General features: G+C 60.9%; 24 protein-coding genes. 9 read left to right on the top strand and 15 right to left on the bottom strand.

The features are described from left to right. Positions 1–8: 8 nt before the first annotated feature. Together HMPREF9696_RS18105 and HMPREF9696_RS21700 are read right to left on the bottom strand one after the other, a co-directional pair. Positions 9–953, bottom strand: coding sequence for a phospholipase D-like domain-containing protein (locus HMPREF9696_RS18105; protein WP_002714500.1), 945 nt, complete (start codon positions 951–953; stop codon positions 9–11). 170 nt (positions 954–1,123) lie between these two features. Then, positions 1,124–1,696 carry a hypothetical protein gene (locus tag HMPREF9696_RS21700; protein WP_002714499.1) on the bottom strand — a complete coding sequence of 191 codons (573 nt, stop codon included), beginning with the start codon at positions 1,694–1,696 and terminating at the stop codon, positions 1,124–1,126. A 521-nt stretch (positions 1,697–2,217) separates the two neighbouring features. On the opposite strand from HMPREF9696_RS21700, the gene HMPREF9696_RS18100 reads away from it, so the two are divergent. Both HMPREF9696_RS18100 and HMPREF9696_RS18095 read left to right on the top strand, forming a co-directional pair. Further along, the gene (locus HMPREF9696_RS18100; RefSeq protein ID WP_002714498.1) at positions 2,218–2,796 is read left to right on the top strand and encodes a hypothetical protein; all 579 of its coding nucleotides are present in this window, start codon (positions 2,218–2,220) and stop codon (positions 2,794–2,796) included. A 343-nt stretch (positions 2,797–3,139) separates the two neighbouring features. Then, complete coding sequence (locus tag HMPREF9696_RS18095) at positions 3,140–3,529, top strand: hypothetical protein (RefSeq protein ID WP_002714497.1); 390 nt, start codon at positions 3,140–3,142, stop codon at positions 3,527–3,529. 22 nt (positions 3,530–3,551) lie between these two features. Here HMPREF9696_RS18095 and HMPREF9696_RS18090 read toward each other — a convergent pair whose 3' ends face one another. From HMPREF9696_RS18090 to HMPREF9696_RS18060, 7 genes are all read right to left on the bottom strand, one after another. Continuing rightward, complete coding sequence (locus HMPREF9696_RS18090; RefSeq protein ID WP_002714496.1) at positions 3,552–3,989, bottom strand: hypothetical protein; 438 nt, start codon at positions 3,987–3,989, stop codon at positions 3,552–3,554. A 12-nt stretch (positions 3,990–4,001) separates the two neighbouring features. Beyond that, positions 4,002–4,775, bottom strand: coding sequence for a thioesterase family protein (locus tag HMPREF9696_RS18085; RefSeq protein ID WP_002714495.1), 774 nt, complete (start codon positions 4,773–4,775; stop codon positions 4,002–4,004). A gap of 15 nt (positions 4,776–4,790) precedes the next feature. Next, entirely contained in the window at positions 4,791–5,762 is a 972-nt protein-coding gene (locus HMPREF9696_RS18080) for an NAD(P)H-dependent flavin oxidoreductase (protein ID WP_002714494.1), read from the bottom strand. Positions 5,763–5,875: 113 nt separating this feature from the next. Then, positions 5,876–6,445: a hypothetical protein gene (locus HMPREF9696_RS18075; protein ID WP_002714493.1), complete on the bottom strand. Its 570-nt coding sequence runs from the start codon at positions 6,443–6,445 to the stop codon at positions 5,876–5,878. Between the two features lie 65 nt (positions 6,446–6,510). Then, entirely contained in the window at positions 6,511–7,092 is a 582-nt protein-coding gene (locus tag HMPREF9696_RS18070; protein ID WP_040301587.1) for a YqaA family protein, read from the bottom strand. Between the two features lie 63 nt (positions 7,093–7,155). Beyond that, the gene (hisE, locus tag HMPREF9696_RS18065) at positions 7,156–7,614 is read right to left on the bottom strand and encodes a phosphoribosyl-ATP diphosphatase (protein ID WP_002714491.1); all 459 of its coding nucleotides are present in this window, start codon (positions 7,612–7,614) and stop codon (positions 7,156–7,158) included. 125 nt (positions 7,615–7,739) lie between these two features. Further along, positions 7,740–8,147: a hypothetical protein gene (locus HMPREF9696_RS18060; RefSeq protein ID WP_002714490.1), complete on the bottom strand. Its 408-nt coding sequence runs from the start codon at positions 8,145–8,147 to the stop codon at positions 7,740–7,742. Between the two features lie 237 nt (positions 8,148–8,384). Between HMPREF9696_RS18060 and HMPREF9696_RS18055 the strand changes: the two genes are divergently transcribed. Continuing rightward, positions 8,385–9,425, top strand: coding sequence for an ABC transporter substrate-binding protein (locus tag HMPREF9696_RS18055; protein ID WP_002714489.1), 1,041 nt, complete (start codon positions 8,385–8,387; stop codon positions 9,423–9,425). Positions 9,426–9,432: 7 nt separating this feature from the next. Here the strand turns inward: HMPREF9696_RS18055 and HMPREF9696_RS18050 are convergent, their stop codons facing one another. From HMPREF9696_RS18050 to HMPREF9696_RS18040, 3 genes are all read right to left on the bottom strand, one after another. Next, the gene (locus tag HMPREF9696_RS18050; protein ID WP_002714488.1) at positions 9,433–9,729 is read right to left on the bottom strand and encodes a copper-binding protein; all 297 of its coding nucleotides are present in this window, start codon (positions 9,727–9,729) and stop codon (positions 9,433–9,435) included. A gap of 179 nt (positions 9,730–9,908) precedes the next feature. After that, positions 9,909–10,910 (bottom strand): NADP-dependent oxidoreductase, encoded by a 1,002-nt coding sequence (locus HMPREF9696_RS18045; RefSeq protein WP_002714487.1) that lies wholly within the window; start codon positions 10,908–10,910, stop codon positions 9,909–9,911. A 78-nt stretch (positions 10,911–10,988) separates the two neighbouring features. Then, complete coding sequence (locus HMPREF9696_RS18040) at positions 10,989–11,846, bottom strand: oxidoreductase (RefSeq protein WP_002714486.1); 858 nt, start codon at positions 11,844–11,846, stop codon at positions 10,989–10,991. Between the two features lie 110 nt (positions 11,847–11,956). On the opposite strand from HMPREF9696_RS18040, the gene HMPREF9696_RS18035 reads away from it, so the two are divergent. The 6 genes from HMPREF9696_RS18035 to HMPREF9696_RS18010 all read left to right on the top strand — a co-directional run bounded on the left by HMPREF9696_RS18035 (position 11,957) and on the right by HMPREF9696_RS18010 (position 20,332). Further along, the gene (locus HMPREF9696_RS18035; protein WP_002714485.1) at positions 11,957–12,505 is read left to right on the top strand and encodes a TetR/AcrR family transcriptional regulator; all 549 of its coding nucleotides are present in this window, start codon (positions 11,957–11,959) and stop codon (positions 12,503–12,505) included. 149 nt (positions 12,506–12,654) lie between these two features. Beyond that, positions 12,655–14,439, top strand: a complete 1,785-nt coding sequence (locus tag HMPREF9696_RS18030; protein ID WP_040301586.1) for a glucan ABC transporter ATP-binding protein/ permease — start codon at positions 12,655–12,657, stop codon at positions 14,437–14,439. 341 nt (positions 14,440–14,780) lie between these two features. Further along, on the top strand, positions 14,781–16,199 hold the full coding sequence (locus tag HMPREF9696_RS18025) for a D-alanyl-D-alanine carboxypeptidase family protein (protein ID WP_002714482.1): 1,419 nt from the start codon (positions 14,781–14,783) through the stop codon (positions 16,197–16,199). 192 nt (positions 16,200–16,391) lie between these two features. Then, positions 16,392–18,089, top strand: a complete 1,698-nt coding sequence (locus tag HMPREF9696_RS18020) for a long-chain fatty acid--CoA ligase (RefSeq protein ID WP_040301582.1) — start codon at positions 16,392–16,394, stop codon at positions 18,087–18,089. A 71-nt stretch (positions 18,090–18,160) separates the two neighbouring features. Continuing rightward, complete coding sequence (locus HMPREF9696_RS18015; RefSeq protein ID WP_002714480.1) at positions 18,161–18,706, top strand: DUF924 family protein; 546 nt, start codon at positions 18,161–18,163, stop codon at positions 18,704–18,706. A gap of 249 nt (positions 18,707–18,955) precedes the next feature. Then, positions 18,956–20,332, top strand: a complete 1,377-nt coding sequence (locus tag HMPREF9696_RS18010) for a lipopolysaccharide biosynthesis protein (RefSeq protein WP_002714479.1) — start codon at positions 18,956–18,958, stop codon at positions 20,330–20,332. Positions 20,333–20,478: 146 nt separating this feature from the next. Here the strand turns inward: HMPREF9696_RS18010 and HMPREF9696_RS18005 are convergent, their stop codons facing one another. The 3 genes from HMPREF9696_RS18005 to HMPREF9696_RS17995 form a co-directional block, all read right to left on the bottom strand. Beyond that, on the bottom strand, positions 20,479–21,267 hold the full coding sequence (locus HMPREF9696_RS18005) for a 3-hydroxybutyrate dehydrogenase (protein ID WP_002714478.1): 789 nt from the start codon (positions 21,265–21,267) through the stop codon (positions 20,479–20,481). 14 nt (positions 21,268–21,281) lie between these two features. Then, the gene (locus tag HMPREF9696_RS18000) at positions 21,282–22,463 is read right to left on the bottom strand and encodes a DUF3734 domain-containing protein (RefSeq protein ID WP_002714477.1); all 1,182 of its coding nucleotides are present in this window, start codon (positions 22,461–22,463) and stop codon (positions 21,282–21,284) included. A 278-nt stretch (positions 22,464–22,741) separates the two neighbouring features. After that, the gene (locus tag HMPREF9696_RS17995) at positions 22,742–23,251 is read right to left on the bottom strand and encodes a CAP domain-containing protein (RefSeq protein ID WP_002714476.1); all 510 of its coding nucleotides are present in this window, start codon (positions 23,249–23,251) and stop codon (positions 22,742–22,744) included. Positions 23,252–23,277: the final 26 nt, after the last annotated feature.

Genomic DNA, 23,277 nt, shown 5'->3' with positions numbered 1-23,277 from the left:
CGAGAAGGCTAATCGAGGTTAGCAACAATCAAATCGAGAAACTCTCTGGATGGACGCCGACCATCGAACCGCTCGATCCGTTCGAGGCCATACTCTCTGACAGCGCCTTTGAATGCGCGCCTAAACCGCCGATCAAGTCTGAAGGGGGGCCTCGGACATCTACGGGGTGCATTTGCCTGAACAGCTTGAAAAGGATGATCGGGCTCGTAGTCCGTGTAAGAGGGATTTGTTTTCACGATAAAGTCAACATGCAGCCAATCCAGGCTACGCAAACTCGGCGACTCAAACGATAGGACCCAATCGCCGCGCTCTAACTTGCCGTCCGCGACATTTAGAAAATCATATGGATTTATTCCGAAGCGCTTTCGAGATATTTGCTTAGATTCCTCTGCGAACCTAGCTTCCTCAGACCACCAACAGATTTTCCACTGATTGAGGCCGCGCTTTCGCCACTCTCTGAAATCCGGTGCGCTCTCCCAAGATACATTTGAGGATTCACTTGGTAAGCGCTCCGTATCCTTCGTCAGTTTCTCCAGATGCTTTTTCGTGATCGTCTTCGGCCTCGCGTAGCGCAGCAACCTATTGATATCGACCTTTCCAGGCTCAATGAATACCCCAGCCTCCTTCTGAGAGTATCTGCCAAGAGCCGCACCGGAAGCGTTTGCGGAGCAAATCACGCATCCTCGCTCGCGAGACCAGTATACCTTCATGTGCAGTCTTTCAGACCTAAAAATCTTTGCTTTCCTGTCGTGCAGACGAGACAGAACTAGAGCATCCGTCGCTCCTGGCTTGAGGCAGCAAACAACTTTGAGTTTATTCGGGTCTGGCAGGAACGCCTCCGCATCTGTCCCGATATAGGCGACTAGAATGACGCGCTCATCGGAAGGAGATGGGTTCGCTAACAACGCTAGAATCTTCTGATGCAGATCATTTGATGAATAGAGAACCCTCATATCTCACCCAACAGGCGCAAATCCTGAAAATCTCACAAGCAATCTATCGATCCTAACTCCCGCGTGTACCCGTGACAATTACATTGCGGGTCAAACATCATCGAACAGCCTAACTTGTCGGAAATCGCGTCCGCAAACGCTCAGCACAATATCTCGCGTACTCTTGACTATCACAACCTTGCGCCTCGCTCATATACGGAATGCTCACCGGTGAGCAGCAAAGATATTGCCGCTTCTACCCCTTCAAGCTTAATTTCTAGCGGAAGCCATGCGGATGATCGTGGCAACTTCACAGCATTCTCGACCCGCCGTTGCTCGCGTAAGCGTCCAATTAATGCTTTCAACCGACGCGCAAAAAGCCTCTCGCTCTCAGCGAAAGCCATCGATGATCGATCGCTTTGGCGAAGCTCGAAGATATCCCGAGCTGACGGACGAACAAGAAGATCACCTGAAGCAAGCTTGATCGCATCAAACCCGGCGTCCGGCCACCCGACCACTCCACCAAACATATACCCATCCTGACTTCGATACTTCGATCCGGGTCGGCACCACGACGGCAGTTTCGCGTAGGCCAAAGTCCATTGCCGATCGAGCTTTGCAATTTCTGACTGAAGATATTCGCGACGTTGTATCAGGCGAAGTCGTTCGGGATCATCTATCGCGAGAGCATCGTTTACTGGCAAAGCGGCTGGTGCAACCAATGAGGCTGCGATGAATCTCCGGCGCGTCAGATTAGATGGCATCTGCGTCTCCTGATCGGACGCAAATCCCTATCCGTATTTTCTCGGCGGAATGTCAACGTAAGATTACGAGTTTTTCATCAGGCGAGTTTACCTACGAGCGCGAGCCGCCTTTCCAGAGCCTACCGGCTAAATAATGGGCTTTTTAATGGGCGAATTCACCGGTGAAATTGCCACTCAAAAATTCAGTATGTGATCGCGCCAAATCATCATACGTAAAGCGCGAGCGCACCGTCACGTCAGTATTTTTGTTATGCAAGCCGAGTTGAGGCGGCGACGCTTATATATAGAAGTGAACCACCGTCACATCGACGCTTCTAATTCATCATGTTTCGCATTCTGGACGATGATTGTGCTCGCCAGATGCGCTGAGAAGCGTCACCACCTACACAGCGCCAGCGATGCTGACGTTTGATGGCTGGTGACTGCTTATACGATGTAACGGTTCAAAGCGTTCGCACGAAACTATCGTGATGCGCTTCTTATCATGACCCCTAACAACCAATAACAAAGAGGTCATAATCTTGAGCAACTTCATCAATCCAGATGCTATCGCCTACGTAATCAAGTCGATCTATCGTGATCATGTCGGTTCAAACGAAGCAGCATTGAATCAAGCTATCGTCGACAACGTGTTCGCAGTCACGATGAAGTTTGAGTCAGTTTACTTTGACCCGAACGAATCAAAGCGAGATCCTGCAAACTACCTGACCAAGTATCGTGATTGGTTCACGAGGCTGGTTATCGAAGCATGCGGCAACAACATGCGCCGTAAGCGTTATCAGCAGCCAGTCAGTGTTTCGTACGTCGACTTTCCAGGCTCAAAAGGAATGATGTCGGCTCGCGAAGCCAGTGAGTTCTTGAAGTTCGGCTTGCTTCACGTTCATGCGGTTGTCGCGTTACGTCCAGAGGGGCAGGCTTTCAGAAGGCCGCTGCTCGTCGCCGGTTCAGCGCATCAACTTCGTCGCTTTGGGGAGGTCAAAGTGGAGCCGTTTGATCCAGGCAAAGGCTCGCTTGAAACGATGATCCAGTACTGCAGCAAGGGCGCAAAACTCATCGGCTCACAGCATCGCAGCAACTGTTACGAACTGCTTCCGCGCTGAACTTTCGTTCGATTGGAAGACCACCGCCAATGGGCTAGAAAGACGTCCATTGGTGTCTCTCCACATCCAGAAAAGATGTGGGTATGCTCGTTGGTATCGCGAATTTTTCATGATAAAATAACTCATAAAATCAATGCGATATGGATCGAATGCGATGACGGCCAGGGGCACCAAACCTTCTTGATGACGACCAAGCGATCGAAGACCGAGCTATCCAAGACCCAGCCATCGGCGAGGCATCTCCGGTGACGTCCCACCCGCCTCTGATTCTACATCGAACGCGCGCCTATCGACGTCCGCCCGAGACAGCTTCACGTCTCAAGTAATTCTGGAATGACAGCCAATGCCCCATCAGGCCAACGCTCCCACCGCAGGCGGCTTCCACGCCACCGGCGCAGACACCGCATTGCTTCAAGGTTTATACAAAGTTGAATTCGAGACGCCGCGCGGCAAGGCGCTGGGCGTCATCCATGCGGAGAATGGAAAGCTCCGGGGCGGAAGCTCGGCGTTCGCTTATGTCGGATCCTATACCCAGAACGGCCAGACGGTGACAGGAACGGTGTCCAGCCTTCGCCACACCCGCGATCAGAACTTGCCTTCGGTGTTCGGGCACGACGAGGTCCGCATCAGCTTCAACGGCACCGTCAAGGGCGAGTTCGCGATCTGCGAAGGCACCGCCGCGGAAGTTCCCAGCCTTGCGTTCAAGGCTGTCCTGACCCGGGTCGCCGATTGAGCGTTGCAAACGAAGGGGCATCTCAGCCGCACTTCATTTTGCCCTTGAACTGTTTTTCCTCGCCGGCCTGCGGCACCAGGAGAACATATTGCCCGGCATAGCTGTCCTTGTCGGCGTTATACGCGCCGATCAGGATCAGGCTGGCGACAGGTTCGTCTTTCTCGTTCGCAATGCCGAACCGGAGCCGCAGTTCCTTGCCGTAGATCCACTGCTGCTCGATGTGCTTGAGTTCGACGGCGCGTTTGGCGCGCAGCGCCTTATCGTCACCGACCTTGATTTCGATCGTCCCCTGATTGACCTGCACGATGCCGCCAGCGCCGCCGGTCAGGGCAAACAATTCAAAAGTCAGTTGCTTGTCGTTGATCGCGCAATCGAGATTGCCGGTCGCAAAGGCGCCTTGAGCGGCGAGCGGCAAGCCGAGCAGCGCAACCACCAGCGATAAAACGATGCGCGCGCTCATCGGCTCATCCCGCTAGCGCGGTTCGACCACAAGACACTGGATCGCTTCGCCGAAATACCCGTGCGTGTCGGCGAGGCGCGAGATGGCGACGCCGGCACCGTCAGCGCCCAGGGTCATCTTCGAGTTCAGCAGAATCCAGTCACCGACCGGCTCGCGCGCGAATGTCACAGTGAGGTCGGCGTTGATGAAACTCCAGGTCTTGAAGTCCAGTTCCGAGGACACGCCATTGGAGCAATCGGCGGCGAGCACAGCGCGCATCGCCTGCGACGTTACAGCACCATCAACCATCGGGCGGTTGGCGCGAAACCACACCGCGCCGGGACCGGGTTGAAGAAAGCCGCCGCGCACGGCACGCAGCGTCAGACCCTGAATGAACTTGCTGGAATTCCCGGCCTCATCGACTGCACCGGTCTCCGGCAGCGGAACATCGAGCGGCGCTGCGCCGATGGTCTTGTCCGGAAACGTCACGGGCTGGGTTCTGATCTTGAGAACGGTGGCGCGTGCGACCTCCACCCCTTCGGCCAGCAGGCGGACCATGCAGAGCTGAATCTTGCGGCCCTCGCGCAGCACCTCGGTCGCGATGGTGAGCGGCGCCACCGGCACCGGGCGCATCAGATCGACCGTCAGCCGTGCGATATGCATCGGCTGAGCCGTTGGAATGCGCTCGGCGGCCCACACGATCAGCGACGACGGCGCGCCGCCATGCTGCATGCTCGGATCCCATGGACCCGCGGCATGTTCGCTCGTGGCCACACGATTGCCGTCGACGCGAAAGACAGCTTCCATGATGCGCGCGGCTCCTTACTGGAGCGGCGCGTCGGCGGCCGCCTCGTATTCGCTCTTGAAGCGCGCCACCAGTTCGGCGACCGGCATCACCTTGTCGACGCTGCCGATGCCCTGTCCGCTGCCCCAGATTTCCTTCCAGGCCTTCGGCTTGTTGCGCTCGCCGTTCGCGTCGGTGCCGAAGTTCATCTTCGACGGATCGGAGACCGGCAGATTCTCCGGGTCCATGCCCGCTGCGACGATGGACGGCTTGAGATAATTGCCGTGAACGCCGGTGAACAGATTCGAGTAAACGATGTCGTCGGCGGACGAGGCCGCGATCATGTTCTTGTAGTTGTCCGGCGCGTTGGCTTCATTGGTGGCGATGAAGGCCGAGCCGATATAGGCGAAGTCGGCGCCCAGCACGCGCGCCGCGCGGATGGCGCGGCCGTTGCCCATCGCGCCCGACAGCGCGATCGGTCCGTCGAACCACTGCCGCGTCTCGGCAACGAAGGCGAACGGCGAAATCGCGCCGGCATGACCGCCTGCGCCGGCCGCGACCAGCACAAGACCGTCCGCGCCCTTCTCGACCGCCTTGTGCGCGAACTTCTGATTGATGACGTCGTGGAAGGTGATGCCGCCCCAGGCATGTACGGCCTGATTCAGTTCCTCACGCGCGCCCAGCGACGTAATCACCATCGGCACCTTGTGCTTCTCGCAGACCGCAAGATCCTGATCGAGACGGTTGTTGGACTTGTGAACGATCTGGTTGACCGCGAATGGCGCGGATGGACGATCCGGATGCGCCTTGTCGTGGGCCGCGAGTTCTTCCTTGATCCTATGCAGCCATTCGTCGAGCAGCGCCGCCGGGCGCGCGTTCAATGCCGGAAACGATCCGACCACGCCCGCCTTGCACTGGGCGATGACGAGATCCGGTCCCGACACGATGAACAGTGGCGACCCGATCGCCGGAATCGAAAGGCGACCTTTGAACAGGGCAGGCATCGACATCGAAACAATCCTCTTTCGCAGAATGAAACACGCGCGGGCATAAGGCCTCAGCACCCGCCACGGTCTTAGGGGCTACAGGGATTTCGCGAAAGAGGCCGTGTTGACTGGCCACGTTACTGGCACATCGCCCGGGTCACGAAATTTTCGGTCCGGCATGCGCCGTGGCCGGAAAAATAGGCTTTTGCCGAGCATTTCTGAGTGGATTCGATATCGACGCTGCTGCCCGCGCCGTAGCCTTTTTCCTTGCAGAGCTGCTCTGCCGCGAGTTTGCAATCCGGCGCGCCGTTGGCCGCCCGCGGACAAAGCGTGCGTCCGGTCGCCACCGTCTGGCCGGAGAGCGGCGCGATCCGTTTCAGGCCGTCTGTGGCGCCCCTGGCCGCATCCTTCGCGCCGGAGTTCAATCCATCGAGCACCTGGCCCGAACCCGACAGCGTCGATTTCAGTCCCGAGGCGGAATCCTTCAGCAGCTTGCCGATTTCCTCGACCAGTCCCGGATTGCCCTGATCTGTGGGCTGCGGCGCCGGCTGGACCGGCGGTGCGGGCTGCTGCGATGGCGCGACCTGAAGCTGCGGCTGGGCCTGCTGCGGCACAGCCGCTGTCGCCCACATCACCGTGACAGCCGCAACCATCAGGATTGTGCGTCCGCGCAGGTTTAAGAACACGTCGGCCAAGTGAGTGGACATGCGCCAGCGTATCCCGCCTGCGCGACGAGGAAAAGATTGATCGTGAGCGGATCCGCGACCGCGCTCTAGAACATCCGGAACGCGATGATGAAACCGATCACCAACGTGCCAGCCGCAATCGCAACCCACAGGCCGAGACGCTTTTCGATCACCTCGCGAATCCAGGTGCCGTACCGGTTCAGCAGGATCGCCACGATGAAGAACCGGCCGCCGCGCGCGATGATCGAAAAAACCACGAACAGCAGCAGATTGTAATTGGCGAAACCCGAGGTGATGGTCACGAGCTTGTAGGGGATCGGCGTCAGACCCTTTAGAAGGATGATCCACGCGCCGTATTCGGCATAGCCGGCACGGAACGCCTCGACCTTGTCGCCGTAGCCGTACAGATTGATCAGCCACTGCCCAACAGAGTCATATAGAAGCGCGCCGATAGCATAGCCGACCACACCGCCCGCGACCGACGTGACCGTGCAGACCAGCGCGTAAAGCCACGCCTTCTGCGGGCGCGCCAGCGACATCGGGATCAGCATCACATCCGGCGGGATCGGAAAGAACGAACTCTCCGCAAACGACACGGCCCCCATCAGCCAGAGGGCATAGGGCTTGTCGGCGGCGGCAATGCACCAGTCATACATTCGTCTCAGCATGGCGCGATGAACCACCGTCCGGGCGATTTGTCCATGTGTGAAAATGTGTAATTTGGCCGCTGATCAGCGGCGTTTTTTCAGGCGGCCGCTCTGGAGCGCGACAATTGGCCGCCGCGCAACACTCTCGGCGACCGGCGGGGGCGCGATGCCGGCAACCACCATGGCCCTGAGCTGATCGGGGGTCATCTTTGAACGGAGCTTGCCGCCGCCTGCTTTCGGAAGTTTCTCGGCGATGCCCTGGGCCCGTTCGCGGCGATCCATCTCCGCCCAGACATCCTCTGGACGAACACCGGCAGCCACCCAGAGTACGGACAGATTGTAGAGGAGATCGGCGCTTTCCCGGATCACCGCATCCGACTTGCCATTGACCGCGTCGATCACGACCTCGATGGCTTCCTCGGCGAGTTTCTTGGCCATTTTCGCAGGGCCGTGCTGAAACAGCCGTGCCGTCCGCGACGTCGCCGGATCGAGATCCTTGGCCGCGATAATTGCGTGATAAAGCCGTTCCAGCGAATCACTCATGGCCCAAACCTAGATCAAATCCCTCGCCAGTGCGTTAACGGCGGCTCCAACCGGCTGAAAATACGGCCGAAAAAGCACGTCGCCGGGATTGCTCCCGGCGACCGGCGCAGGCGAGCCCGCAACGCTCAGTAGTGGGGAACGGTGTAGAACGGCCCGCCACCATAATAGGCCGGGCCGCCATAGTAGCGCCGGCCATAGTACGGGCCGCCACCGTAGTAATAGTTGTCGCGGTAGTAATCGCGGCGGCGCTGTTCGGCGATGATCGCGCCCATGGTGCCGAGCGCCATGCCCATGAAGGCGGCGCCGGCGGCGTTGTTGTAGCCGCGGCGAACCGCCCGGCGGCGTGCGCGCGAACTAAAATCGGTGGCCTCGCTGACCTTGGCAGGCGCGGCGGAGGTGCTTTTCGCCGCGGACGCGGGCAGAGGCTGCGCCTGCGCGACCGGCGGGACAGCAACCGTCAAGACCAGCGCAGCAGCCGTCGCCAGAACCACGGCTCGGCTGAAGGACGAAGGCAAAGTCTTACGAATGAGCATTTCAATGTCCTCACGGGTCAACCCTGGCCTGAACCGGCCAGTGGAGGATAACCCTAATCATTACATTAGGTTCCCGAACCCGAATGCAAGCTGAACACTCAGCGGCAAAATTGCGGCAAACTGGCGCGGAACAGGCCGGATGGTGACGAAATCCGGATTGTGTGCTTGTCATCATCCCACCACAGCGACTACCGAAAAGCCGTTCAGCAGTTCGCAAGACAAGACCAAGAACGCGCCATGCCAGTCACCTCCCGCCAGTTTCTTCGCAGAGCTCTCCTGTCGCTGACGCTGCTGGGGTGGGCCTGCGCGGCCGGTGCGACTCCGGGACTGGCGGTCACCGCCCTGCATTTCTCGCTCGATCGTGCGATTGACGGCGTAGCCGCTCCCTTTGTGGTGGCATCGGCGCGCGGCCTGTTCCGCGCCGAAGATCTCAATGTCATCACGGGACAGGCCAATGGCTCGGCCGACGCCATCGCGCGCGTGGCCTCGGGCAGCAGCGACATGGCGCTCGCCGATATCAACGCGCTGATCCGGTATCGGGACAAGGAGGGCGCGGCGCCGGTGAAAGCGGTGTTCGTGCTCTACAACAAGGCGCCCTATGCGATCGTCGCGCGCAGGAGCCGTGGCATCGTCACGATGACGGATATCGAGGGCAAGACGCTCGGCCTTGTGGACGGCGATCCCGCCGCGCGGCTGTGGCCCGCGATGGGCCGCCGCAACAGCGTCAAGCCGGGCAAGCTCAAGGTGGACAAGATCAGTCCGGCGGTGCGCGAACCGATGCTGTCCGCAGGGCAACTGGATGCGGTCACCGGCTTTTCCTTTCTGTCTGCGATCAACCTGCGCGATCGCGGCGTGCCGGCAAACGATCTTGTCGTGCTGCATTTTTCGGACTTCGGCAGCGAAGTCTATGGACATGCGCTGATCGTCAACCCGAAGTTCGCCAGCGCCAATCCGGAAGCGGTCAAGGCCTTTATCCGCGCCACCGTCGCAGGCGTCCGCCTCACCATCAAGAATCCGGCGCACGCGGTTGACGATGTGCTCGCGCAGATGAATGGCGGCGTGCGCGACGTTGAACTGGCGCGGCTGCGCGCCGTGCTGAATGACAACATCGTTACCGACGAAGCCAAAAAGAACGGCCTTGGCGGCATCGACGGCGATCGCTTCGACGCGAGCATTGGCCAGATCGCGGACGACCACGAATTCCGCAAGCGGCCATCGGCCGGCGATATTTTCGACGACGCCTTCCTGCCGCCGGCCAGCGCGCGCAAGCTCAACTGAGCCGCGCTTATCGCTTCTGCAATTTCTTGATTACGCTTACGCCGCCGGCCTCGGTCACGGAATAGGTGACCTTGTCGCCCGCATGCACGGTATCCAGCGACGCGCGGTTCTGCACCTTGTGCTCCTGCGCAACACCCGCGGCGCTCGATCCGACCGTTCCGCTCTGCTCCGGCTGAATCGCGATGGTCCCCCAAATGCGGTCGATCTTTGTCACCAGTCCCGTCAATTCCTGCTGGGCAAAAGCCTGCGAATTGATGAGCGTGAGCGCAGCGGCGCCTGCCAGAACGATGTTCGCGCGTTTCATGGCGATCTCCGGTTTATGGATGTCACCGACAAACCGCGCTGATCCGAATGGTTCCGCGGGTGCGCCGCGGCGAAGTCGCGCGAGAATCAACGCGTGCATAACGGGACTGCGCCGCCTTCTCCCGCACTATCATACAGTTTCTGTCTGCATTGATGGTCCGTTATGCCGTTACTGCGCAATTATTGCATCTGGACAACGACCTTGCCCCTGGCGCGTCCCTGCGCGAGATAGGCCAGCGCTTCCTTCGTCTGTGCGAACGGAAACACCTTGTCGATCACCGGCCGGATGCGGCCCGCCTCGATCAGCTTGCCGATCTCCGCGAGCTGGCCGCCGTCCGGATGCACGAACAGGAACGAATACGCGACGCCGCGCTTCTTGCCCTGAGCGATGATCTTGCGGCTCAGCAATCCGAATACGAACCTGAAGAAGGCATTCATGCCGCGCGCCCGCGCGAAGGCTGAGTCCGGTGGACCGATCAGCGAGGCGATGGTGCTGTTGGGCTTTAGAATCCGGAGAGATTTCAAAAGCGCATCGCCCCTCACGGTGCCCAGCACGGCATCGTAGTCGCGCAGCACCGTCTCGAATTCCTGCTTCTTGTAATCGACGACCTCATCCGCGCCGAGACCCCGCACCCAATCCACGTTGCCGGTGCTGGTGGTGGTCCCGACCGTTGCGCCAAGGACTTTCGCGAGCTGGATCGCGAATGTGCCGATGCCGCCGGAGCCTGCGGGAATGAACACCTTCTGGCCCGGCTTGATCTTGATGCGGTCCTTTAGCGCCTGCCACGATGTCAGTCCGACCATCGGAATCGAGGACGCCTGAACGAAATCCAGATTTGCCGGTTTAAGTGCTGCGGCTTTCTCGGGCACGACAGCGAATTCGGCAAGCGAACCTGTGCCCTGATCGAAGATGCTTGCGAAAACAGCATCGCCCGGCTTGAAGCGGGTTACGCGATGCCCAACCTCCACCACGACACCGGCCAGATCGCTGCCGAGAGTCGCCGGCAGCTCGAACTTGAGCATCGGCTTGAAGGTACCTTTCGGAATCATGGTGTCGATCGGATTTAAACCGGCCGCGTGGACCTGAACGAGAATTTCGTCGGGCTTGGGAACGGGCCGTGACGTGTCGGCGAACCCGACCTGATCCGGCTTGCCGTAACGCCTGAAAACAAACGCCTTCATGTTTTTCTGAATCCCAATGGGTTTGGCTGTCACGACCGGCGCTTGCACCGGCCGCACACCGTTAAAATGCGTGCGCGGTTAAAATGCGCGGGCGGTGCGCGCAGGCCGCGACGCCTTTGGCACATCGAGCCGCAGGTCCTTTCGAAGCCCGGCGTCCACTGCGAAGGCGGGCGCAAATCTGCGAAGGAATTGCAGCCGCTTGGCGAGGGTGCCGGCTGCGTAACGAAGTTTCGGATGCGCGGCGCTGGCCGCCTTCAGGATGGTTTCGGCCACGACACTTGGCGGCTCGGCGGTTGCCATCACCTCGGTCACGCGCTTGGTCACGCCTTCGCGCGCCTCGCGATATTCCTCGAGCTTCGCATCCGGCTGCATCAGGTTCGCGTCGAATGGCGTCTTGGTGTAGGCGGGCTCGATGACCGAGACCCGGATGCCCCGCGTGCGCAACTCATGGTCGAGCGATTCCGAATAGCCTTCGACGGCGTGCTTGGTTGCGGCATAGAGCGCGCCATACGGCATCGGCACAAAGCCGAGCACCGAACCGATGTTGAGAATGCGGCCACTTCCCCGACGCCGCATGTGAGGAACGACGGCGCGCGTCATCCGGATTAGCCCGAAAAAATTGGTATCGAAAATCGCCCGGGCCTGATCGAGCGAACTCTCTTCGGCTCCGGCCGGCGCAACGCCGAAGCCAGCGTTGTTCACCAAGAGATCGATGCGGCCTTCGCGACGGATCACTTCGCTGACGGCGGCTGCCACGGAGTCATCGCTGGTGACGTCGAGGGACAGCATCTCGAACGGCCGCTGGCCTGCCTGTACGCCCCGCCTGCTGGTGCCGTAGACCCGGTAGCCCGCCTTGGCGAGCCGCTCTGCCGTTGCTTCGCCGATGCCAGATGAAGCGCCGGTCACCAGCGCAACCTTCGCATTGATATTATTCATCAATTTCTCCCGACGAAACCGCCGCCTCAATTAGATTACGAACGTAATTATTTGATATTAATGGCGGTCGCTACTATAATTGTCAAGACCGGTAAGAAAGGACCTGCGACGTGCGCGTTTCAAAGCAACAGGCGGCCAAAAACCGCGAACGTATTCTCAAGGCGGCCTCCGGCCTGATGCGAGAGCGCGGGATCGCCGGCGTCGGCGTCGACGCGCTGACAGAAGCCGCAGGGATGACTCACGGCAGCCTGTACAGCCAGTTCGGCTCCAAGGAACGGTTCGTCGAAGAAGCCGTGGCCTACGCCATATTGGCCAAGGCGCAGGAACTGCCCGAGGTGTTTACACTCGACGACTACAAGTCAGAGTATCTTTCGCCGACGCATCGCGACACACCGGCAACCGGCTGCATCCTGTCAGCCCTTTGTTCCGAAATGCCGCGCCAGAGCAAAGCTGTGCGAGAGCGCTTCACAGCCGGTGTGCGGGGCATGATCGATCTCCTGAGCAGCCGGATGACGGATGCGAAGAAACAGCGCCAGCGCGACAAGGCGCTCGCAGCAGCCGCCTCCATGGTCGGAGCGCTTGTGCTCGCCCGCGCCGTCAACGATCCCGAACTCTCGGACGACATTCTTCGTGCAACACGGGCGGAAATGGGCGGCTGACTGCTCACCGCAGTACAGGGCTGAGCTATCGCTAATTGATCGGATGCGTGGTGGTGAGGTCGGTTGGGGGGAAGGCAGGAGGCGCACTATATTCGGCTGCGATCCACGGGTAGAATGATGCTGTTCGCTGACGTCAGACCCGCAAGGCCATTCCATTGATCCGTCTTTACATTCGCGTTCTTGAACTGCTCGGCAAGGAATCCCGTCTCGGCTGGTTCCTTGCCGTGGCCAACCTCGCGCTGGCCGTGGCGCAATTCGCCGAGCCGGTCCTGTTCGGGCGCATCATCGACGTGCTGTCCGGCAAGCAGAGCACCGACACATTATTTGGCGCGATCACCTCGCCATGGCCGCTGCTCGGCGCATGGGTCGCGTTCGGACTGTTCACCATTATCTGCAGCGCCTTCGTCGCCCTGCAGGCGGACCGCCTGGCCCATCGCCAGCGCCAAGCCGTGCTCACTGGCTATTTCGAGCACATCATGCAACTGCCGCTAACCTTCCACACCGGGACCCATTCCGGCCGCCTGATGAAGGTGATGCTGCAAGGCACCGATGCGCTGTGGCGGCTGTGGCTGAGTTTCTTCCGCGAACATTTTGCGTCCATCGTCTCGCTGGTGGTGCTGCTGCCGCTGTCGCTCTACATCAACTGGCGGCTGGCAATCCTGCTGTTTATCCTGTGCGTCGTCTTCACCATCCTGACCACGCTCGTGGTCCGCAAAACCTACGGCCTGCAGATGGAGGTCGAGGAGCATTACGGCGATCTCGCTGCCCGCGCCTCCGACGCGCTCGGCAATGTCGCGCTGGTGCAAAGCTTCGTGCGGGTCGAGGCCGAAGTGCAGGGCCTGCGCGGCGTGGCCGACAAGCTGCTCTCGGCGCAATTGCCCGTCCTGTCATGGTGGGCGCTGGTCGCTGTGATGACCCGCGCCTCCACCACCATCACCATTCTCGCCATCTTCGTGGTCGGCATCATTCTCAACAGCAAGGGTCAGGCGAGCGTCGGCGAGATCGTGATGTTCGTCTCGTTCGCGACCATGCTGATCCAGAAACTCGAACAGGTGGTCAGCTTCATCAACAGCGTCTTCATGGAAGCGCCGCGCCTGCGCGAATTCTTCGACGTGCTCGATGCGGTCCCCGCCGTGCGCGACCGCCCCGACGCGATTGATCCCGGCCGCCTCACCGGCCTTGTGGAATTCAACGACGTTTCGTTCTCCTATGACGGCAAGCGGCCCGCGGTCGAAGACGTCTCGTTCACAGCGCTGCCGGGACAGACCTTCGCCCTGGTCGGCGAAACCGGCGCCGGCAAATCCACTGCCATCGCCCTGCTTCATCGCGCGTTCGATCCGCAATCCGGTTTCATCAGGATCGACGGCATGGACATTCGCGGCATGACGCTGGCGGCGCTGCGCCGGAACATCGGCGTGGTGTTTCAGGAAGCGCTACTGTTCAACCGCTCCATCGCCGAGAACCTGCGGGTCGGCAAGCCCGACGCGACCGAAGAGGAACTGCGCGCAGCCGCTGAAGGCGCGCAGGCGCTCGACTTCATCGAGCGCAGCGATCTCAAGTTCGACACCAATGCCGGCGAGCGCGGCCGCATGCTCTCCGGCGGCGAGCGCCAGCGCCTGTCGATCGCGCGCGCGCTGCTGAAGAATCCCCCGATCCTGATCCTCGATGAAGCGACCAGCGCGCTCGACGCGGTCACCGAAGCCAAGGTCAATGCGGCACTCGATACCGTCATGCAGGGCCGCACCACCTTTGTGATCGCCCACCGTCTGTCCACGATCCGGAATGCCACACGCATTCTGGTGTTCGACAAGGGCAAGGTGATCGAAAGCGGAACTTTCGATGAGCTGGTTGCCAGCGGCGGCTATTTCGCCAAACTTGCACGGGCGCAGTTCATGGTTCAGGACGAGGCGCGCGCGGCTGCATCTCCGGGCTGACGGCAGCCACAATAACGTGAGCCGGACATGCAATCGGCGAGATATCGGGTCATGGCCCATCATCATGTGGGCATCGCCGAATTTTGGCCCATTTCATGCTTGAATGAGCCTCGAAACCCCTGTTCGGAAACGCGCTGTCCGGTATAAGTAGTCAGCCTTATAGCACATCTGATTTGCCGCTCCGGATCGTTGTCCGGATTGTTCTTGGAAACCCGCATGCAACACGCCGAGGAGACCATGGTTTCATTCGCCGCAGGCATGCTCTCACTCTCCGGATCGCGGTAGTGGCAGCTCTCTTCGCTTCATTCCGTTTCACATCGTTGCTCGTGCTTACGGCAACGATGCTGTTTGTCGTGACCGCGCCACGTCCGGCGCAAGCTGAAGCGCTGCTGCTGATCGAGGCCGACACCGGCAAGGTGCTGCAGGCGGAGAACGCGACCTATCCGTGGTATCCGGCCTCCGTCACCAAGATCATGACGGCCTATGTCGCGCTGAAAGCGGTGAAGGACGGCCGCATGACGCTCGACACGCTGCTGACCGTGTCGCCGACCGCCGCCGCGCAATCGCCGTCGAAGATGGGCTTCAAGCCCGGCACGCAGGTGACGCTCGATAACGCGCTGAAGATGATGATGGTGAAGTCGGCGAACGACATCGCTGTTGTCATCGCCGAAGGCGTCGGCGGATCAATCGACGGCTTCTCCGCCGAAATGAACAAGACCGCGCAGCGGCTCGGCATGACGCAGACCAGTTACGTCAACCCGAACGGCCTGCCCGCCGAAGGACAGATCACCTCGGCGCGCGATCTCGGCATTCTGGCGCGCGCGATCATCCGCGATCTGCCGGAATACGAATATTTCATGCACATCCCGGCCATCAAGTTCGGCCGCCGGGTGACCGCGAATTTCAACAAGCTGATCGGCCGCTATCCCGGCGCTGACGGCATGAAGACCGGCTTCATCTGCGCATCCGGTTTCAATCTCGTCGCGACCGCGACCCGCAACAACAAGCGGCTGATCGCCGTCGTGCTTGGCGCGCAATCCTCTGCGCAGCGCGCGCTCAAGGCCGCGCAACTGCTCGAACGCGGCTTCAACGGCAACAAGCTGTCCTGGCTCAAGCCTTCGCTTGGCACCGTCGATGCACTGGCGCCGATCGACGCCTCGCCGCCCAACCTGCGCGACGAGATGTGCGGCCCGAGGCGCAAGCGGCCCGCCGCGGAAAACGAGGAAGACGATCCGGATGTGGTCGCCGACGGCAGCACCGACTCCGGCGTGTCGATGTTCACCGCCGGTCTGCAGGCTCCGACCATGAAAGTGTCCGACTTGCTGGCCATGCCGGCCGCGGCGGCGACGCCGGTGATTGTCTATACCGGTCCGGCCCGCACCGGCGCGGCCGTGTTCGAGGCCGACGCTGCGGAATCCGCGGCCCAGGCTGCGAATGTCGCCAAGCGCAAGAAGGGCGCGAAAGCCTCCAGGGTGGCCGCCAAGCCGGAGGCTGACGCTGCGAAGCCCGACAAGAAATCCGCCGCAAAGCCCGAGGCAAAGCCGGCGGCAGCCCAGAAGCCCAAGACCGCGGCCGCAGCGCCAAAGCCAGTCGCGACGCCGAAGTCGGACAAAAAGCCTGCAGCCGCAGCCAAGCCTGCTGCAAAGCCTGCGGCCGTAAAGCCCGCAACACCCACCCCCGCCGCGAAACCTGCCAATTCTGCGAAAGGTGGCGCAAAACCTGCCGCCCAGAAGAAAACCGACGCAGCCCCGCGCAGCTAGTTTGTGAAAATTGTGCTTTGCAAAAGCCTGCACGGACGGCAGCGGTAACCTACAAACTTTCTAAAGTGCGTCGTTAGCGCGCACAGGCTTGCTATGGCTGGCCGCTTCGCTCAATACTTCCCCCAATACCTGTCAAACCGCGCACCCCGCCTCAAGACGGGGGCCGCCAGGAAACATCTGAGGGGAGTCACCATGGAACGTATCTGGCTCAAGCAATATCCGGCTGGCGTGCCGGCCGACATCGACGTCAATCAATATCCGTCGCTGGTCGAACTGCTCGAGGAGAGCTTCAAGAAATTCGCCGACCGCAAGTCCTTCATCTGCATGGACAAGGCGATCACCTATCGCGACCTCGACGAGATGTCGGCGGCTCTCGGCGCCTATCTGCAGAGCAAGGGCCTCAAGAAGGGCGCGCGCGTCGCCATCATGATGCCGAACGTGCTGCAGAATCCGATCAGCACCGCCGCGGTCCTGCGCGCCGGCTACACCGTCGTGAACGTCAATCCACTCTACACGCCGCGCGAACTCGAACACCAGCTCAAGGACTCCGGCGCAGAAGCCATCCTGCTGCTGGAAAACTTCGCCACCACGCTGGAGAAGGTGCTGCCCAACACCAACGTCAAGACCGTCATTATCGGCTCGATGGGCGATCTGCTCGGCTTCAAGGGCGTGATCGTCAACTTCGTCGTGCGCAATGTGAAGAAGATGGTCCCGGCCTATTCGATCCCGAGCGCAGTGTCGTTCAATGACGCGCTGGCGCAGGGACGCAGGCTGAAGCTGAACAAGCCGGCGCTGACCGGCGACGACGTGGCGTTCCTGCAGTATACCGGCGGCACCACCGGCGTCTCCAAGGGCGCGACGCTGCTCCATCGCAACATTCTCGCCAACGTGCTGCAGAATGACGCCTGGCTGCAGCCGGCCCTGAAGAAGCCGCCGGTTGTCGATCAGCTCTTCATCGTCTGCGCGCTGCCGCTCTATCACATCTTCGCGCTGACCGCGTGTTACCTCCTCGCGGTGCGTGCCGGGGGCGTGAACCTCCTGATCCCGAATCCGCGCGACATGGCGGGCTTCGTCAAGGAACTGTCGAAGTATCAGGTCAACAGCTTCCCGGCGGTGAACACGCTCTACAACGGCCTGCTCAACACGCCCGGCTTCGACAAGCTCGACTTCTCCAAGCTGAAGAGCTGCTTCGGCGGCGGCATGGCCGTGCAGAAGCCGGTGGCCGACAAGTGGACGCAGGTGACCGGTGTCGCGCTGTCGGAAGGCTACGGCCTCTCCGAGACCTCGCCGACCCTGACCTGCAACCCCGCGGACACCGACAAGTTCTCCGGCTCGATCGGCATTCCGGTGCCTTCGACCTGGCTTTCGATCCGCGACGACGACGGCAACGAAGTGCCGCTCGGCGAAGCCGGTGAAATCTGCGCCAAGGGTCCGCAGGTGATGGCCGGCTACTGGAACCGCCCGGAAGAAACCGCGAAGGTGATGACCGCCGACGGCTATTTCCGCACCGGCGATATCGGCATCATGTCGCCGGACGGCTACACCAAGATCGTGGACCGCAAGAAGGACATGATCCTGGTTTCGGGCTTCAACGTCTATCCGAACGAAGTCGAGGAAGTGATCGCGAGCCATCCGGGCGTGCTGGAATGCGCCGTGATCGGCGTGCCGGATGCGAAGTCCACCGAAGCCGTGAAGGCCTTCGTGGTGAAAAAAGACCCCAACCTCACCGCGCAGGACGTTATCAAGTTCGCGTCCACCGAACTCACCGGCTACAAGGTGCCCAAGCACGTCGAATTCCGGACGGAATTGCCGAAGACCAATGTCGGCAAGATCCTGCGCCGCGAACTGCGCGACGAAAAGCCGAAAGCGGCGGCCGCTGCGGCGAGCTGATCGTTTCGAGAACCAACCTGCACAATGGCCGGGCCTCCGCCCGGCCATTGTCGTCTTTAAGGTCGTGCTCCATGAATTCCATCGTTACACCGCAAGACATTGTCACCTTCTGGCGCAATGCCGGATATGACCGCTGGTACGCCAAGGACGATGCGTTCGATCAGGAATTGCGCGACCGCTTTATGGGCACATGGGAAGCAGCACGCGACGGCAAGCTCACCGCGTGGCAGGACAGCGACGAGGGCGCGCTGGCGCTGCTGATCGTGCTCGACCAGTTTCCGCGCAACATGTTCCGAAACGATGCGCGCGCGTTCTCCACCGATGCGCTGGCGCGCAGCGTGGCTGCACGCGCCATTGCCGAAGGCCGCGACCAGCGGATCGAGCAAGGCATGCGCAGCTTCATGTACCTGCCGTTCGAGCATTCCGAAAACATGGCCGATCAGGAACGCAGCATCGCGCTGTTTGAGCCGCTCGGTGCCGACAGCCTGAAATGGGCGGTGCTGCACGCCGACATCATCCGCAAGTTCGGCCGCTTCCCTCACCGCAATGCCGTGCTGGGGCGCGCGACAACACCGGAAGAAGCGGCGTTTCTGGATGAGGGCGGGTTCAAGGGATAATCCCATCGTCGTCCCCGCGAAGGCGGGGACCCATAGCCACCGGCGGGATATGTTGTACCGAGAATGCTCTCCGAAACGATCTTTGATAGTCTGTATTCAGGGAGTATGGGTCCCCGCCTTCGCGGGGACGACCCTGAGTACAAGTTGCTGACGCCTGCGACGCCCGCTGTCGCCCGACCCAACCAAATCTTAACGAATCCTTGCTAAGGCGCATCGTGCCGCCATGTGGGCGGAGCAGGATGGAATGCCGTGGCGGTGGTGGAAGCTCAAAGCGCGTCGGAAACGAAACCCGCGAGCCTGATCGCGCGGCTGCGTGGCGTGCTGACCGGCACCTCCGAAGCCTCGCTGACCAAGCGGCTCGCCGGCACCGTCTTCCTGATCCGCGTATTGAGCGCGGGCCTTGCCTATTTCTCGCAGGTCCTGCTCGCGCGATGGATGGGCGGCTCGGATTACGGCATCTATGTCTATGTCTGGACCTGGGTGCTGCTGCTCGGCAGCGTGCTCGACTTCGGCATCGCTGTCTCCGCACAGAAGATCATTCCGGAATATCGCGCCAGCGGCGAGCTTTCGATGCTGCGCGGCTTTCTCTCCGGCAGCCGCTGGATGACATTTGCCGCCTCGAGCGCGGTGGCGCTGCTGCTCGCAGCCGTCGTGAAGCTCCTGTCGCCGTGGATCGACACGCACACCATCGTGCCGCTCTATATCGGCTGCCTCACCCTGCCCGCCTTCGTCGTCGCCAATACGCAGGACGGCCTCGCGCGCTCCCACGACTGGATGCGCCTCGGCTTGATGCCGCAATTCATCGTGCGGCAGACCCTGATTATCGGCTTCACCGCAGGCGCCGTGGTGCTCGGCATGAACCTCGGCGCCACCGCCGCGATGTTCGCCAGCGCCGCCGCGGTCTGGATCGCGATGATTGGCCAGTTGATCGTACTCAATCGCCGCCTCAATGCCAGCGTCGCGCCAGGTCCGAAGACTTATGAGATCCGCGCCTGGCTCAAGGTGTCGCTTCCGATCATGATGGTCGAAGGATTTTACCTGCTGCTGTCCTACACCGACGTGTTGGTGCTGCAGCAATTCCGTTCATCGGAAGAGGTTGGCGTCTACTTCGCCGTGGTGAAGACGCTGGCGCTGGTGTCGTTCATTCACTACGCGATGTCGGCGACCACCGCACATCGTTTCAGCGAATATCACGCCTCCGGCGACAAGGAGCGGCTCGAGGCCTACATCGCTCACGCCATCAAGTGGACGTTCTGGCCGTCGGTCGCGGCGACCGCCGTGCTGCTGGCGCTGGGCGAGCCGCTGCTCTGGCTGTTCGGCCCGCAATTCACCGCAGGTTACGGCATCATGTTCGTGGCGGCCATCGGCCTGATCGTGCGCTCGGCCATCGGCCCGGTGGAACGCCTGCTCAACATGCTCGGCCACCAGAACATGTGCGCGCTGGCCTATGCGCTGGCGTTCCTGGTCAACCTTGTGCTGTGCGTGCTGCTTGTGCCGCGCTTCGGCGGTTACGGCGCCGCCGCCGCAACCTCCATCGCACTGGTGTTCGAAACGATCCTGCTGTTCTGGATCACCCGCACCCGCCTCGGCTTCCACGTTCTGGCGTTCGGGAAGCGCAAGGACTGAGTTTCACTAAATCCTCCCTCTCCCCTTGTGGGAGAGGGTGGCAAGATTAAGCGAAGCGAAATCGAGGCGGGTGAGGGTTTTGGTCGAGACCCCTCACCCGCCCTCGTTTCACTCGGGCACCTCTCCCACAAGGGGAGAGGGGAAAATTACGCCGCCGTCCAGCCGCCGTCGATGGACAGGTTCGCGCCGGTGATCTGCGCCGCATCGTCGCCGCACAGAAACAGCGCCAGCGCCGCGACCTGCTCGACCGTCACGAATTCCTTGGTTGGCTGCGCATCGAGCAGCACGTCGTTGATGACCTGTTCCTTGGTCATGTTGCGCGCTTTCATGGTGTCGGGAATCTGCTTTTCCACCAGCGGCGTCCAGACATAGCCCGGCGAAATGCAGTTGCAGGTGATCTTGTGGGTCGCGACTTCGAGCGCGACCGTCTTGGTCAGGCCAGCGATGCCGTGCTTGGCCGACACGTAAGCCGACTTGAAGGGCGAAGCCACCAGCGAGTGCGCCGACGCCGTGTTGATGATGCGGCCCCAGCCGCGCTTCTTCATGCCCGGCACCGCGGCACGAATGGCATGGAACGCCGAGGACAGGTTGATCGCGATAATCGCATCCCACTTCTCGATCGGGAAATCCTCGATCGGCGAGACGAACTGGATGCCCGCATTATTGACAAGGATATCGACCGATCCAAAGGTCTTTTCGCCAAGCTCGATCATGCCGGCGATTTCGGCGGGCTTGGTCATGTCCGCGGGGGAATAGGCGGCCTTGACCTTGAAATCGGATTCGATCTTCGACCGCTCCTTTTCGATGTCTGCCGGCGTGCCGAACCCGTTGATCACGACATTGGCGCCAGCGCTGGCAAAAGCGCGCGCATAAGCAAGGCCGATGCCGCTGGTCGAGCCGGTCACAACCGCTGTCTTGCCGGAAAGAGTACCCATTTATTCGCTCCTGTTTACCGCTTGATATAGTCCGATCCGTTCTCGCACAGATCGTAGGTGACCATGGTTTCATCCGACTGCGGCCGGTTCAGCCATTCCGGATGAGTCATCGAGGCGTAGACATCGCGTTCGCCGGCCGTCCAGTGTTCGGTCATGCCGAGGCGGGAGAAATCGTAATCCTTGGACGATGTCTCGTGCAGCTTGCTGCGATAGATCAGGTGAACCACCGTGACGGTGTTTTCCTTCGCCGCTTCATTCAATGTGGCAACCAGCGGATCGTCCTTGAAACTCTCCGGCAGCTTCGCGATCAGTTCGCGCACTGCTTTCTTGGCGTCGTGGATCTTCTTGTTCATGTCGGTGTTCATGCGGGTGCGGCTGGAATAGCGGATGTCCTTTTCCCGCTCGGCCGCCTCGAGCACGGTGGCCGGAACTTCACCGCGCGCGCTGAACAGATCGACCTGGAAGATCAGCAGATCGTCGTCCCGTTCGTGCTCGAGCACGTAATCGAGCGGCGTGTTGGAAACGATGCCGCCGTCCCAGTAAAATTCACCTTCGATCTCGATCGGCGGAAAGCCCGGCGGCAACGCGCCCGAGGCCATGATGTGCTCGGGGCCGATTGTCTTGCCGCGCTTCCTGAACTCGTGATTGTCGAAATACTCGAAATTGCCGGTCCTGATGTTGACCGCGCCGACACTCAGGCGAACGCCGTCGTTGTTGATGCGGTCGAAATCCACCAGCCGCTCCAGCGTCGCACGCAGTGGCGAGGTGTCGTAATAGCTCTGCGACTGCGGCGTGCCCGCGGGCCAGACCGGCGCGGGCGGAAAACGCGGCGTGAAGAAACCCGGCACGCCGAAGGTCGCGATCAGCGCGGCGCTGGTTTCGTTGAAGACGGAGCGGACCTGATCGGTCCGGACCAGCGGCGCCCACGGCATCGGCGACGCCGACGACACCATCTCCCAGAATTCCTTCAGCTTGCCGACGCGCGCCTCGCGCGAATTGCCCGCGATGATCGCCGCATTGATCGCGCCGATGGAAATCCCGGCGATCCATTGCGGCTCGAAATCATGATGGCACAGCGCCTGATAGGCACCGGCCTGATAGGAGCCGAGCGCGCCGCCGCCCTGCAGCACCAGCACGCGCCGGGCCTTCGAGGGAATGGATGCATCCGATTTTGTCGAGGGAGAAAGCTGGTCCATGTCGGCTACTCACAGCATCGGCGGGGAACCGATGCTGCAGCACGGTGGCCTCACTTCGCAGCCGCGTCAATTGGCGAAAAGGAGCTAGTGGAGTGGATTTGACATTCGCGCATCACCGGCCGCGAGTTCACAATGCGAATGTCAAATCCAAAACTCCACTAGAAACCTATATTTGCTAGTGGTCCTTTGATTCCAACATTCGCAAAATGCTTGCTGAACCGGGATGCGAATGTTGGAATCGGACCACCAGATGTCACAGAAGGTTTATCCCGGCGCGCCTATCGTGCGTCCGGCGCGGCGAGAATCAGCGTCCAGAACACCTTGTACTTGGTGTTCGGGACATAGACCGCCGAAATGCCCATTTTTGTGACACCGCTGGCCAGCATATTGGCCTTGTGAGGCGGCGAGTCCCGCCAGCCCGAAAAAGCCTCCGCCAGTGTGTGATACCCGGCCGAAACGTTTTCGACCGCCTTGGTGGCATCGAAGCCCGAAGCCTTGATCCGCTTATCCAGCGTCCCCGCCACATTGTGATCGAGCTTGTTGCGGGCGCCCATCGCCTGGGACTGCGTCTCGGCGGCTTTCATCAACAACGGATCGACCTGCACCGCGCCAAGGCCATTGTTCTGCCGGTAGCCGGAAATCATCGAGGCCGCGACATTCGGATCGAGCTTCGCGCCCGCGCTGGCCATGCTGACATAGAAGGCCGGCTGCTCGGTGGACGGCCCGTTGTCGGAGGTACACCCCGTCAGTACTGCCAGCGCCAGAATGGCCCCCGCCACACGCATCATTTGAGTCCCCAACCGTTGGTCGGCGT

Origin of the sequence: Afipia clevelandensis ATCC 49720, assembly GCF_000336555.1 — a bacterium.
Classification (GTDB): Bacteria; Pseudomonadota; Alphaproteobacteria; order Rhizobiales; family Xanthobacteraceae; genus Afipia; species Afipia clevelandensis.
This window is presented reverse-complemented; position numbering and strand designations above follow the sequence as displayed.

Bases quoted from the DNA above. Each gene is read 5' to 3' on its own strand.
- HMPREF9696_RS18105 (WP_002714500.1), bottom strand. From the start codon at position 953: ATGAGGGTTCTCTATTCATCAAATGATCTGCATCAGAAGATTCTAGCG.
- HMPREF9696_RS21700 (WP_002714499.1), bottom strand. From the start codon at position 1,696: ATGCCATCTAATCTGACGCGCCGGAGATTCATCGCAGCCTCATTGGTT.
- HMPREF9696_RS18095 (WP_002714497.1), top strand. From the start codon at position 3,140: ATGCCCCATCAGGCCAACGCTCCCACCGCAGGCGGCTTCCACGCCACC.
- HMPREF9696_RS18090 (WP_002714496.1), bottom strand. From the start codon at position 3,989: ATGAGCGCGCGCATCGTTTTATCGCTGGTGGTTGCGCTGCTCGGCTTG.
- HMPREF9696_RS18085 (WP_002714495.1), bottom strand. From the start codon at position 4,775: ATGGAAGCTGTCTTTCGCGTCGACGGCAATCGTGTGGCCACGAGCGAA.
- HMPREF9696_RS18080 (WP_002714494.1), bottom strand. From the start codon at position 5,762: ATGTCGATGCCTGCCCTGTTCAAAGGTCGCCTTTCGATTCCGGCGATC.
- HMPREF9696_RS18075 (WP_002714493.1), bottom strand. From the start codon at position 6,445: ATGTCCACTCACTTGGCCGACGTGTTCTTAAACCTGCGCGGACGCACA.
- HMPREF9696_RS18070 (WP_040301587.1), bottom strand. From the start codon at position 7,092: ATGCTGAGACGAATGTATGACTGGTGCATTGCCGCCGCCGACAAGCCC.
- hisE (WP_002714491.1), bottom strand. From the start codon at position 7,614: ATGAGTGATTCGCTGGAACGGCTTTATCACGCAATTATCGCGGCCAAG.
- HMPREF9696_RS18060 (WP_002714490.1), bottom strand. From the start codon at position 8,147: ATGCTCATTCGTAAGACTTTGCCTTCGTCCTTCAGCCGAGCCGTGGTT.
- HMPREF9696_RS18055 (WP_002714489.1), top strand. From the start codon at position 8,385: ATGCCAGTCACCTCCCGCCAGTTTCTTCGCAGAGCTCTCCTGTCGCTG.
- HMPREF9696_RS18050 (WP_002714488.1), bottom strand. From the start codon at position 9,729: ATGAAACGCGCGAACATCGTTCTGGCAGGCGCCGCTGCGCTCACGCTC.
- HMPREF9696_RS18045 (WP_002714487.1), bottom strand. From the start codon at position 10,910: ATGAAGGCGTTTGTTTTCAGGCGTTACGGCAAGCCGGATCAGGTCGGG.
- HMPREF9696_RS18040 (WP_002714486.1), bottom strand. From the start codon at position 11,846: ATGAATAATATCAATGCGAAGGTTGCGCTGGTGACCGGCGCTTCATCT.
- HMPREF9696_RS18025 (WP_002714482.1), top strand. From the start codon at position 14,781: ATGCTGTTTGTCGTGACCGCGCCACGTCCGGCGCAAGCTGAAGCGCTG.
- HMPREF9696_RS18020 (WP_040301582.1), top strand. From the start codon at position 16,392: ATGGAACGTATCTGGCTCAAGCAATATCCGGCTGGCGTGCCGGCCGAC.
- HMPREF9696_RS18015 (WP_002714480.1), top strand. From the start codon at position 18,161: ATGAATTCCATCGTTACACCGCAAGACATTGTCACCTTCTGGCGCAAT.
- HMPREF9696_RS18005 (WP_002714478.1), bottom strand. From the start codon at position 21,267: ATGGGTACTCTTTCCGGCAAGACAGCGGTTGTGACCGGCTCGACCAGC.
- HMPREF9696_RS18000 (WP_002714477.1), bottom strand. From the start codon at position 22,463: ATGGACCAGCTTTCTCCCTCGACAAAATCGGATGCATCCATTCCCTCG.
- HMPREF9696_RS17995 (WP_002714476.1), bottom strand. From the start codon at position 23,251: ATGATGCGTGTGGCGGGGGCCATTCTGGCGCTGGCAGTACTGACGGGG.